The following is a 12,069-nucleotide window of genomic DNA, read 5'->3' on the forward strand; positions in this document are numbered from 1 at the left end:
CGGGATTACCCACGGTATTATATAGCCGAGTTTCCCACATAGGCCTATATGGACGTACTCGTGACCGGCAGCTACGGCCGGTGTGGAACCGCACTTATCGACCACCTGCACGACCGCGCGGAGTACGACTTCACGTACTTCAACCGCACCGACCGGCCGGACGACCATCCGTACGGAGGGTACGACACCGTCGTCGGCGACATCACCGACGCCGACGCCCTGGTCGATGCGAGTACGGGACAGGATGCGATAATCCACATGGCGGCGTATCCGCACCCGACCGGCGACTGGGGCGACGTGTTCGAGCCGAACATCCTGGGGACGTACAACGCGCTCGAAGCGGCGCGCGAGAACGAGGTCGAATCGTTCGTCTTCCTCTCGTCGAACCACGTCGTGGGGATGTACGAGCAGGAATTCGCCCCCGACATCTACTATCCGGGCCACGGCCTCGTGGTCGATCACACCGACCCGGTCCGTCCCGACTCGTTCTACGGCGCGACCAAGAGCTTCGGGGAGGACGTTGGTCGGTACTACGTCGAGAACTACGACTACCCGAACCGACTCTACGCCCTGCGTGTCGGGACGGTGAACAGCGCAGCGTACGACCACCCGTACGGCAACGCCGAGCAGGGCGTCGACGAGGGACGCTGGGAGCGTGGCAGCGACGAGTACGACAGGCAGGTCGCCCGGATGAAGGCGATGTGGCAATCTCGCCGGGACTTCGTCCACCAGCTGGAGTGCTGTCTCGCGGACGACGACGTGGCGTTTGGCATCTTCAACAGCGTGAGCGACAACTACCGACGCTGGCTCGACCTCGAACACGCGCGGGCCCGTATCGGGTACGACCCGCAGGACAACGCCGAGGAGTGGGACGCCCCACCGGCGTGAGAGCGGTCGCTCCACTGAGTCGGGACTCCGTTCGACAGTCGCGGCGCTGACGTACAGTGAACGCACGGCCAAAATGATGACGGCCGTCCGGGGTGGCCTACACGCCGGTCAGAGGTACTGCCGGGTATGTGCCGGGATGGCGTCGGGGTCGGTGAAGTTCAGGCATCTGACGTCGTCTTCCTGGATGTGTACCATGCGTTCGACCCTGAGACCGCCGCCGGGGATGCCGTGGAGGTCGAACTTGATCGCGACGACCATTCCCGGTTCGAGTTCCACGTCGGTGTTCGGACCGAGGTTGGGCCACTCGACGACGTCGACGCCCACCCCGTGGCCGATGGCGCGAACGCCCTGTGCCCACGGCTCGAACTCGTCGCGCCAGCCCGCCTCTTCGGCCCGTTCGAGCATTCGTTCGTAGAGGCCGGAGGCGCTGACGCCGGGATACATATCCTCCTCGATGAAGTCGTTCGTCAGCTGGTTCGCCCGCGCGTACGTCTCGGCCTTCTGTTCGTCCTCGCCGGCGATCGCGGTGATGGCGACGTCGGCGGCGTAGCCCCGGTACTGCGGTGACGCGTCGATGATGACGTAATCGCCCGCCTCGACGTAGTGGTCGGGCGACGGGCGCCAGGTCGGGTGACGGGTGTTGTCACCCGCGAAGATCACGTAGGCCGATCCGATCTCGGCGGATTGTCGACGGGCACTGTACTCGCCCACTGCGGCGAGATCCGCCTCGCTGTCGCCGACCTCCATCGCGTCGACCACGTCGACGATGCTCTGATCGCCGACGTGGGCGGACTGCTCCAGCATCCGGATCTCCGCGTCGCTCTTGTACTGGCGCAGCCGGGCTAACAGGTCATCGTCGTGGACGAGCTCCTGCCCCGAAAGGGCATCGTCGATCTGGTTGTAGTACCGGACCGGCAGGAGCTTTTCGCCAGCGAGGCCGACCTTGGAGACGCCCTCGGATCTGCTGACGACGTCCTCCAGGGTCTCCGTGAGGGTCTCGAAGTACCGGACGTCGTCGATCCACGATCGCTCCTTCGCCCCGTAACTGTTGAGAGTCCCCGTGAGCAACACCGGATCGTCGTCGATCGGAATGAGGACGAGCTGATGTGCCTCTTCGAGGACGTTGATCGGCTTGAAGTTCGAGAGGTAGAACCCGTCGCCGAGTCGGTACTCGTCCGAGTACACGACGAACAGGTCGTATCCCTTCGCTGCCATCGACTCGCGAACGGCGCTCACTCGTCGCTCGTACTCCGATGTAGGGAGTGTCGGTTGCTGAGCCATGCGAGAGAGTTCCGTCCCACCGATAAAAAGATGCCGGCTCTTCGTTGTGGAACGCGGACAGCCACGGACCGGGTGTTGCTGGTGGGGGAGTCGACGAGTTGGTCGGATTGCACTCGATCAGGTTTGACGGACCATCGAGATGATGTGCCCGTGTCGCCGCCTACCCCTGACGGCACGGGCCAACAGCGTTCCCTCCTCGGGAACTGACGAGAGCGGGCCGGATGTGAGCTGTACCGGTGCGGCTCCGGACCGGAGGGAATCTACAGGGCCGACGACGCTAACCGAGCGCTCCACACCGCGGAGTTCCCCGGGACCGTGTAAGGGCGACCGTTCCCCTCTGGCGAACCCCCTGTCGACAGAATCGAGACACCCCGTGGATCCCCCCATCCTGCCGATCCGAGAGGGTCCTCGGGGGAAACAGCGTGGCCGGATTCGAGTACTTGCACGCGTCAGTCCCGGGACTGTCTGCGGGAACGCAAGAGCCCTCGGTCCTCCCACCCCGGGACGCCCAGGACGGATTGCACAGGTCGACACGACAGTCTCTCAGCAGGGCGCTCGGACAGGGGAGGCCGGAACGTGCCCGTAAGGACGGCCGGTCTACGGTCGTGGTGACCTGACTAGCCTCGGACGGGATAGATGCGGCGGGGTCGACGGAGAGCTCGGAAATCCATCTCGATTGACGTGCGTTGACCTCGGCACCCGTGTGAACCGTATGCGAACCGGGCAGCGGAGAATAGAATAACCAGTGTGCGGCTGTTAGGTTCGAAGTTCCACCGACAGGACCACCCAGCCGAAGATGTTCTCAGCGACAGCCATCAAGAGTGAGCGGTCAGACACGCCACAAGATAACAGGTGTACGCCTGATAGTATACAGAGGTTCCAGAGCGAGGGATGCCCGGCACCGAAAGATCCACAAATCGAGTTCACTCCTGGTGAACGCTCTAGAACCAATAATTATGAGCGAACGCCGGAGTGTCAGGATGGCAGGAAGTCGACGTGTGGTGAGTCCAACTCCGCCAGAAGCGTCCGGACGGGCTCTCACTGATACGGACGGCAGCAAGCTTCTCTGTGGGACCGGCGGCGCGTCTCATCCCGGCACCTCCTTGGGTTCCAGACAGGAACCGGCGATACGGTGCAGGTCCCGAGACCGCACATCCCCGGGCCGACGGCAGGGACGTACGCACAGCGGACCAGAAGCAATGGTCAAACACAGAAGGTCAGCCTGGCTTCGACGACGGGGACCCCAGTGCAACCGTCGCACGGGGGCCCTGAAGGGAGCAGTCGGGCGATTTCAGCAGGCTGACGGCGTCGACACGACGGTGCAGTCTATTTCCCCCAGGATTCAACAGAACTGAACGCAGCCCCGGATGATCCGCTGAACGGTGCACAACGGAGCCGATATATGTCGTTCGTTGGTCAAATGCAGAGGACACGTTCAGGAGACCGGAACCGCTGTTCGCCGTGTCTACCCCACGCTGTATGTCGCCGCGGCCACCCGTGAGGCTGGCGGGCACGAGCTCGGCGCGAAGCAAATATCGCCGAGACCAGTGCCGCGGCCGCGGTGACGGTGTCGATCAGGGATGACGGAGACCTCGTAATGATCGTGTTCCGTGGAGGTGAGTACGCCAGTATCTCGGCGTTCACCCAGGCCGAACGGCCATTGTCACCAATTCACAAATACAGGTGGTCGGAGGGCTCGTCGGCGACACCACCCGGAGAGTTGCCAGTCTCGGGAGCGTCCGCCGGGTCAAACAGCCTCGCACGCTCGACCACGAGAGCCTCGACGACACTGGGGTTCAGCGTCGGCCGCGTCCGGAATCTCCGAGCGGCCAATCTCCCCGACGGCGAGCGAGTGCTGGTCGAGGTCGTCACTCGAACATCGCCGCACCCGGCACCGAACGGCCAGCCAAATCAGGTGATCCCCCGCTTACTGGTCGCCCGCACCCCACGCGTAGGCCTTCCATCCGCCGTCGGCGTAGAGGACCTCGCCGGTGACGAAGTTCCGCGTGCTCGTGAGGAACTCCGCACACTCGGCCATCTCTTCGACGGTGCCAAAGCGACCCAGCGGCGTCCGGTCGCGGATGTCGTCGTCGGTGTAGCCCGCCGACCCCTGTGTCTGGTCCGTGATCTCCGTCCAGATGTACCCGGGCGCGAGCGCGTTGACGTGAACGTCGTGTTCGGCCCACTCGACGGCGAGCGTCCGGGTGAGGTTGTTGACGCCGGCCTTCGACGAGCAGTAGGGAGCCCGCCGGTGGAGCCCGCGCGTGCTCATCAGCGACGAGATATTGAGGATGGCCCCGCCCTCGCCCTGGTCGATGAACTGTGTGCCGGCGACCTTCGACCCGACGAAGGTCCCGGTGAGGTTGACGTCCACGATCCGGCGGAACTCGTCGACGTCGAACGTCTCGGCGGGACCGATAGTCGTGATGCCGGCGTTGTTCACCATGACGTCCAGCGCGCCGAACCGCTCGACCGTGGTCTCGACGAGCGCCGACATGGCGTCCTCGTCGGTGACGTCGGCGGCGACGGGGATGGCCTCGCCGTCCGTCTCGTCGGCTATCTCGGCCGCCGCCGCCTCCGCGCGCTCCTGCGACCGGGAGTTCACGACGACGTTCGCCCCTGGGAGGCGAAGTGCTCGGCGATTCCCTTCCCGATGCCCGCGCTCGACCCGGTGACGATGGCAGTCTTGCCGCTGAGATGTGACATGACATACGAGACCAATTCCTATCGATGCTTGGTTCTATCGGTGTTCCATGCAGACGCTTCGCGGGGGAGTCACTGGAGTCCGTCGCGGTTCAACGGCGGACGCGTTCGACGTTCCCGAGCAGGCACTCGGCCGCGCCCGGGCCGTCAGTGTATCCCGACTCCGGGCGAGACGGCGACACGACTCCCGCGGCGAAGGGTTCTCGCGGTTCCGTCGACCGCTACTCCCGGAGTTCGGAGACGTCGAACATCGGTTTCACCGTTTCGCCGGCGAGGAACGCCTCGAACGCCTCGTCGGCGTCGAGCAGCGAGAACCGGTCGTCGACGAGCGTCGCCGCGTCGACCTCGCCACGCCCGATCAACCGGAGGGCGTGCTCGAAGTCCTGATACGTCGAGGCGTACGAACACTGGACGTCGACCTCCCCGCGCACGAGCGGCGAGTACGGCATCGTGGTTTCGCCGGTCTGCCCGACGAGGACGATCTGGCCCCCCCTTGCGCACCGCATCGACGGCCCCGGTGAGTCCGGAGGGGTGACCGGTCGTGTCGAAGACGACATCGTACCCGACGCCGTCCGTCAGTTCGTCCCGCCGTTCTTCCGCGTCGTCTTCGGCGACGTTGATCGTCTCGAACCCGAGGTCTTCGGCCAGCGGGAGTCGATAGTCCGCGTCCTGGCCGACGCCGGTGACGACGACGTCGCCGCCCTGCGCGCGGGCGATCTGGGCCGTGAGGAGGCCGATGGGTCCCGGTCCCTCGACCATGACACGGTCGCCGGCGCGGACCCGCGAGTTCTCGATGACGGCGCGCGCGCCGACGCTCGTCGGTTCGACCGTCGCGGCGTGGCGCTGGTCGACGTTGTCGGGGACCGGGTGCAGCGCCCGCTCCGGGACGGCGAGATACGGCTCGTAGGCCCCGTCGTGGTCGACGCCAGTGATGGCCGCACGCTGACAGACGTTCTCCTCGCCGATATCGCACTGGTAGCAGTCACCACAGGCACGGATGGGGCGCTCGACGACGCGGTCGCCGACCGCGAATTTCGTGACGGCGTCGCCGACCTCGACGACGCGTCCGGCGTACTCGTGCCCGATGACGGTCGGGAGCTCCATCCGCTCGAAGGCCGACTCGAACTCGTAGATGCCGGCGTCGCTCCCGCACATGCCGGCGTAGTCCACCGCGACGAGCGCCTCGTCGGGGGCCGGGTCCGGCTTCGGTCGGTCGAGCAGCTCCATCGAGGCGTGACCGCGGCTGGTCTTGGCAAGCCCACGCATACAGGGATATCAGCCCCCGTCCGTATTAGCTCTATGGACCCGGCCGGGGAGACACATCGGGTTCCCGAACGGGGGCTGCGGTTCTGTTCACGCCCCGGTCACCGCTGGATGGCGAGTCCCCTGACAGAAGCGACGGGGCCGGACAGGCTAACTGAAACAGCAATGCACCGGGTCGCAGCCGTCGCCGGACGACTACTCGCCGTCGACGACCGGGTTCGACAGCGTGCCGATCCCCTCGATTTCGACCTCGACGGTATCGCCCGCTTCGAGCAGTTCCGGCGGCTCGCGGAAGATGCCGACACCACCGGGGGTGCCCGTCGAGATGACGTCGCCGGGGCGGAGCGTCATCGCGTGGCTGATGTACTCGACGAGCTCGTAGGCGTCGAAGATGAACTCCGACGTGTTCGAGGACTGCATCGTCTCGCCGTTGACCCGGCAGGCGACGTCGGTGGCGTTCGGGTCGAAGTCGCCCCCCCTTCGTGAGCGCCGGTCCCATCGGCGCGAAGGTGTCGAAGCTCTTCCCGCGGAGGAACTGCCCGTCCTCGAACTGCGCGTCCCGACCGCTCACGTCGTCGACCACGGTGTAGCCCGCGACGTACGACTCCGCGTCAGCGGCGTCGACGCGGTGGGCCTCCCGGCCGATGACGACGCCCAGTTCGACCTCGAAGTCGACCTCTTCGATCTCCGGCGGGCGGCGGATGGGCGCGCCCGGGTTCGTCACGGCGGTGGGGGCCTTCCCGAAGAGGAGCGGCTTGTCCGGGATGGGTTCGTCCTGTTCCTCGGCGTGGTCTCGGTAGTTCATCCCGACGCAGACGATCTTCCCCGGCTCGGAGACGGGGGCGAGCAGGCGAACGTCGGCGACCGGGAGCGTGGTCAGTGCTCCCTCGTCGACGAGCGTCCGGACGTGTGCCCGGTAGCTGTCGTTCGTGATGTCCTGTAGCGACGGCGACCCGGCCGGGTGGTCGGCCAGTGAGTGGACGTCGTCGTCGTCGAGCACACCCCAGTGGCCGGCTCCGCCGGCACTGTATCTGACAAATTGCATCTTCTAAGCGGAGTCCTCGTTCGCACTTAACCCTTGTCGTAGCAGCAGCGGCGGCGTCCCGTCCCCCGAATGCGAATCGTTTTATGATAGTGTCCCACTTTGCGTAGGTAATGACCGCGCGAGACGATTTCGTCGCCGGGGTGCGGACGATGGCGCCGGTGTTACCCGGGATACTCCCGTTTACGCTGATCTTCGGCGTCGTCGCAGTCAGCGTGGGGATAACCCCGCTGCAGGCGGTCGCGATGTCGGTGGTGCTGTTCGCCGGCACCTCCCAGCTGGCGGCCATCGAGCTCATCGGTCAGCACGCGCCGGCCGCGGTGGTCGTCCTGACCGTCGTCGTCATCAACCTCCGGGTCGTGATGTACAGCGCCTCGATGGCGCCGTACTTCAGTGACCTCGGGGTCCGCTGGCGCGGGGTGCTCTCCTATCTCCTCACCGACCACGTGTACGCGCTGGCGATTACGGAGGCCGAAGTAACGGACGGGTCCGTCTCGCTGCGGTGGTACTTTCTCGGGCTCGGCACCGCCATCTGGGTCGCGTTCCAGGCGGGCACCGTCGCGGGTCGTCCTCGGAGCGACTGTCCCGGACCGGTGGGGCCTCGAGTTCATCATCCCGCTCACCTTCCTCGCAATCCTGGTTCCCGAGATGAAAGAGCGGACGAACGCGGTGGTCGCCGTCGTTGCGGGGGCGGTCGCCGTCGTCGGTGCGGGGCTCCCGGTGAACCTCGGCCTCTTTGTCGCCGCCGTCGTCGGCGTGCTCCTGGGGGCCGTGCTGAACGGGGTGAGCGGCGAGTGACCCCCTCGTCCGACTGGCTCATCTGGATGGTCGTCGTCGTCGGCGGCCTGGCTACCTTCGCACTGCGCGCGTCGTTCATCTTCCTGTTCGAGCAGCTCGGCGATCTGCTGGCGCGGCTCGAGCCGGTACTGGACTACGTCCCGGCAGCGGTGCTTGCGGCACTTGTCGCCCCGAGCTTCGTCGCGCTGGACGGTCCCGCTACCGTCGGTCTGGCGAGCGAGCAGCTCCTGGCCGGCGTCGGCGCGTTCGTCGTCGCCTGGGTGACCGAGAACATGCTGGCGACGATCGTCGCCGGGATGGCCATCTTCTGGGCGGTCCGGTTCGTCGCGTAGGGGGCCGGCGCAGGTGAGATGCGACGGCAGATCGGTGCAAGGAGTGACTCCGGATACGTCGAACGCGTCCGATCGACCGGATACATTTAAGCGTGGTCACGAATAATTCTCGGCCGTGACCCCACTGATCGACGGTACGAACTGCACGCAGTTGAGCCATCCCCGCGGTCGCGCGGGCACCAGCGGTCCAGAATCGGCAAGCACCCACGAACACGCATGACCTACAGAGCAGGCATCATCGGCGCCGGCGGCATCGCGGGCATGGGCGTGCTGGGCTTCCACGACGACGACGCCATCGGGAAAGAGAAGATCGACTCGAGTCACGCGGGCGGGTACAACAACACCGACGACATCGAACTCGTCGCCGTCGCCGACGTCGACGAGGAGAAACTCGCCACGTTCGGCGAGGCGTGGGACATCCCTCCGGAACGACGGTACGTCGGCCACGACGCGATGCTTTCCGCGGAGGACCTCGACGTCGTCTCCGTCTGTACACCCTCGTTCCTCCATCACGACCACGTCGTCGATACGGTCCGGTCCGAGGCCGACCCCGACGTGATCTGGTGTGAGAAACCGATCGCCTCCTCGGTGACCGACGCCGAGAACATGATCGATCTGTGTGACGAACACGGCACGGAGCTCGTCATCAACCACTCGTTCCGGTTCACCGACAAACTGCAGACCCTCGAGGAGCACATGCGCGACGGCGACCTGCTGGGCGACGTCCACTCCGTGTCGACGCAGTTCCGGATGGAACTGCTCCGGAACTCGACGCACCTCCTCGATACGCTCGTCTATCTGCTGGACGCCCGTGCCGAGGACGTGAGCGGGTACATCACGGGCGAGAACCAGGCGGTGGACACGCTCGAGGCGGGACAGACTGTCGACGACTCGGGCGGCGGCGGCTACGTCGTCATGGACGACGGCACGTTCACGACCATCGACTGCACGCCCCCGCGCGACGAGTCCTCGATGACGCTGAACTTCATCGGGTCGAGGGGGAAGCTGTACATGAACAACGACGACGGCGAGTGGCGCTACTGGACCCACGACGGCGACGGCTACGTCGAGGAGTCACTCCCGGGTATCGAGGGCGCCTGGACCTGGGAAGACGACTACACGCGCTCCTTTGCAAACGCAGCACAGCACGTCGAGGCGCTGCTCGATGGGACGGCGGAGAACCACTCTACGGGCGAGGAGGCAAAGCGCTCGCTGGAGATCATCGTCGGGTTCTACATCTCACACTACACGGGCGGCGACGTCTCGATTCCGCTCGACCGGCCCCTTCGCGACGTAGAGATCACCTCCTGGTAGGGCCGGCGCTCCGTCGCAGGTTCCGTGGGACCGGCGACAGCTCCGCGGAAGACCGGCACTCAGTGTCGGCGGCTCAGTGGTCCCGGGGCACCGGCGAGGGCGCGGCGAACGAGCCGTCGACGAATTCGACGGGTTCGGGCTCCCTTACGACCTCCAGGTCGGGTCGCTCACGGGCCGCTTCGACGAGAGCCTCGGAGACGTACAGCTCTTCGAGCCGCATCGTATCGGTGACCCGGGCCACCCTGGCGTCCTCGGGCGACGACGCCGACGGTCGAGAGGGAGGCGACGAGCCCGGCCCGGTCCGTCTCGACCGGGGCCGGCACGCGGGTCCCCGGAAGCGTGCTGGCCGTGATACAGTTGATCAGCGACTTCGAGATGTCCATCTCCGCGAGGAGGTCCGCGTGGATCAGGTCCGCGGAGCCGAGCCCGGTCGCGTTCCCGTGGGAGGGGTCGGTGAGCGATCGGACGTAGATGCGCTTGATATCGGGCCGTTCCGGTTCCGGTTCGTCGAATCCGAACACGAGCCGCCCGATCACGTTCGTGTCCATGCCGGACCCGCTGATGTCCTTCCCCATCTGGTCGACGACGAGGACGTCGAGTTCGTCGAACGGGATGGTGGGCATGAAGCTCGTAGGACGTCTCTAAGAGTTCCGCCTCGCGGTCGAGGAAGCCCGACGGCGGGACCCCCTCGACGATGGCCGTGTCGTCGTGCTGGTCCTCGACGATGGCGACACCCCCGACGACCGGGAGTTCCTCCCGGAGGAGCGTCGATATCTCGGGCAGCATCTCCCTGAGGCTCCAGTCGACCGACCACTCGTGGGCGGTCTTGGCGCCGCGTTGCTTGCCCATCCCGATGACGAGCATCTTCGAGAGCCCGCTCTCGACCTCGCCCTGGAAGTCCGTGTGGGCCTTGACCCGGTTGATCGGGAGGATCGCGTCGGCCGCCGCGGCGTTCGCGTCGGCGACCGCCGGGATGTCCCGCTCCGGCGTCCGCCCGACCTCGACGACCTCCATCGTCGCCCTGACCGGACAGCCGACGGTCTCCTCGTTGACGCCGAGCGCGTCGAGTTTGGCCCGCTGGCCGTCGGCCGTCGCGCCGCCGTGGCTCCCCATCGCGGGGAAGACGAACGGTTCGTACCCTCGCGCCTGGAGCTCCTCGACGACGCCGCGGACGATCGCCGGCAGGTTGTTGATACCGCGACTGCCGACGCCGACGGCGACCGACCCGCCGTCCGGGACCGAGTCGAGGTCGAGGTCGTCCAGCGTGGTTGCCGCGACTGCCGCCACCTCGTCGTCGGGGATCGGATCCGTCTCCCACGTCTGTCTGATGGTGCCCATCTCCGGGAGCGGGCGGTCGTGACACGCCTCGAGCACCGTCTCCTCGGGAACCGGGTACACGCCGGGCTGGTTCTGGTCGGACATGGCTCGGTAGAGTCGGGGCAGGCTGATAAATGCCCCGTCGGGACGGTGGACGGGTCGGGGCAGGACCGACAGGTGACGACCCCGCCAGACGCGTCGATGCGGCCACTCACCCCGTGGGTCAGAAGGCGCTGTCGCCGAAGCCGCCGTCGACCGTGAGAACCTCCCCGGTCACGTACGAGGACGCGTCGCTCCCGAGGTAGATCGCCGCGCCGACCATCTCCTCCCGGTCGGCGACTCGCCCGAGAGGGGTTCGTTCGTCGATCTCGGCCCGCTTGTCGGTCCCCTCTGCGTACGTCTCGGCGTTCTGGGGCGTGATGACGAAGCCGGGTGCGATGGCGTTGACCCTGACCGCCGGTGCGAGTTCCTTCGCCGACGCGCGCGTGAACGCCTCGACGCCGCCCTTCGCGGCGGAGTAGGCCGGCAGGTTCGCCATCGCGAGTCTGGCGGCCAGCGAGGAGATGTTGACGACGGACCCGCCGTCGTCCATTCCCGGGACCATCGCCTGTGTGACCTTCCGGACGCCGTCGAGTGCCACGTCGGTGACGAACTCCCACGAGTCGTCGTCGATGCCGAGGACCGTCTCCCGGGAGATGGCGCCCTGCGAAGCGACGACCACGTCGATACCGCCGAGTTCCTCGACCGCCGTCTCGCGGACGCGGTCGAGCGAATCGCGGTCGGTCACGTCGCAGGTCACGCGGGCCGTGTCGGCGCCGCGTTCTTCGAGTGCCGCGGCCGTCGCCTCGACGCTCTCCTCGCTCCGGCTCGTCGCGACGACGTCGGCACCGTCCGCCGCGAACCCGAGTGCGATCGCCCGTCCGATGCCGCTCGTCCCGCCGACGACGACGGCGCGCTTCCCGTCGACAGTCACCGGCGTGTGCTCGTAGTCGACCATACGTAGGGCCCGCCGCGTGCCCCCATTACGTTTGTGGGTGGGAGGTCGTCGTAGACGAGCTGGTCCTCGCCGGATCCGTGACGGACGAGCGCTCGGAACCGTCCGACGTGAGTCGTGACGGCAGCCACGACGGG

Annotated in this window: 5 protein-coding genes and 5 pseudogenes; 4 read left to right on the plus strand and 6 right to left on the minus strand. The window is 66.5% G+C overall.

Translation table 11 applies throughout. The features are described from left to right. The first annotated feature begins 48 nt into the window (after positions 1-48). Complete coding sequence (locus P1N55_RS10540) at positions 49-888, plus strand: NAD-dependent epimerase/dehydratase family protein (RefSeq protein WP_276275580.1); 840 nt, start codon at positions 49-51, stop codon at positions 886-888. A 108-nt stretch (positions 889-996) separates the two neighbouring features. On the opposite strand, the gene P1N55_RS10545 is transcribed toward P1N55_RS10540, so the two are convergent. The 4 genes and pseudogenes from P1N55_RS10545 to P1N55_RS19740 all read right to left on the minus strand — a co-directional run bounded on the left by P1N55_RS10545 (position 997) and on the right by P1N55_RS19740 (position 7,180). Next, a complete protein-coding gene (locus tag P1N55_RS10545) occupies positions 997-2,169 on the minus strand; it encodes a M24 family metallopeptidase (protein ID WP_276275581.1) in 1,173 nt (390 codons plus the stop codon). Between the two features lie 1,927 nt (positions 2,170-4,096). Then, positions 4,097-4,875: pseudogene (locus P1N55_RS10550) on the minus strand (SDR family NAD(P)-dependent oxidoreductase). Positions 4,876-5,093: 218 nt separating this feature from the next. After that, a pseudogene (locus P1N55_RS10555) lies at positions 5,094-6,138 on the minus strand (zinc-dependent alcohol dehydrogenase). A gap of 192 nt (positions 6,139-6,330) precedes the next feature. Continuing rightward, positions 6,331-7,180, minus strand: a pseudogene (locus tag P1N55_RS19740) (fumarylacetoacetate hydrolase family protein). Positions 7,181-7,290: 110 nt separating this feature from the next. Between P1N55_RS19740 and P1N55_RS10570 the strand changes: the two are divergent. The 3 genes and pseudogenes from P1N55_RS10570 to P1N55_RS10575 all read left to right on the plus strand — a co-directional run bounded on the left by P1N55_RS10570 (position 7,291) and on the right by P1N55_RS10575 (position 9,621). After that, positions 7,291-7,975: pseudogene (locus P1N55_RS10570) on the plus strand (AzlC family ABC transporter permease). Between the two features lie 26 nt (positions 7,976-8,001). Further along, complete coding sequence (locus P1N55_RS19745) at positions 8,002-8,307, plus strand: AzlD domain-containing protein (protein WP_346430029.1); 306 nt, start codon at positions 8,002-8,004, stop codon at positions 8,305-8,307. Positions 8,308-8,523: 216 nt separating this feature from the next. After that, entirely contained in the window at positions 8,524-9,621 is a 1,098-nt protein-coding gene (locus tag P1N55_RS10575; protein ID WP_276275586.1) for a Gfo/Idh/MocA family protein, read from the plus strand. Positions 9,622-9,694: 73 nt separating this feature from the next. On the opposite strand, the pseudogene P1N55_RS10580 reads toward P1N55_RS10575, so the two are convergent. Both P1N55_RS10580 and P1N55_RS10585 read right to left on the minus strand, forming a co-directional pair. Beyond that, a pseudogene (locus tag P1N55_RS10580) lies at positions 9,695-11,043 on the minus strand (nickel pincer cofactor-dependent isomerase, group 22). Between the two features lie 118 nt (positions 11,044-11,161). Next, complete coding sequence (locus tag P1N55_RS10585) at positions 11,162-11,935, minus strand: SDR family NAD(P)-dependent oxidoreductase (RefSeq protein ID WP_276275587.1); 774 nt, start codon at positions 11,933-11,935, stop codon at positions 11,162-11,164. Between the last annotated feature and the right edge of the window lie 134 nt (positions 11,936-12,069).

It is taken from the genome of Haloarcula regularis, assembly GCF_029338315.1.
GTDB classification, from domain to species: domain Archaea; phylum Halobacteriota; class Halobacteria; order Halobacteriales; family Haloarculaceae; genus Haloarcula; species Haloarcula regularis.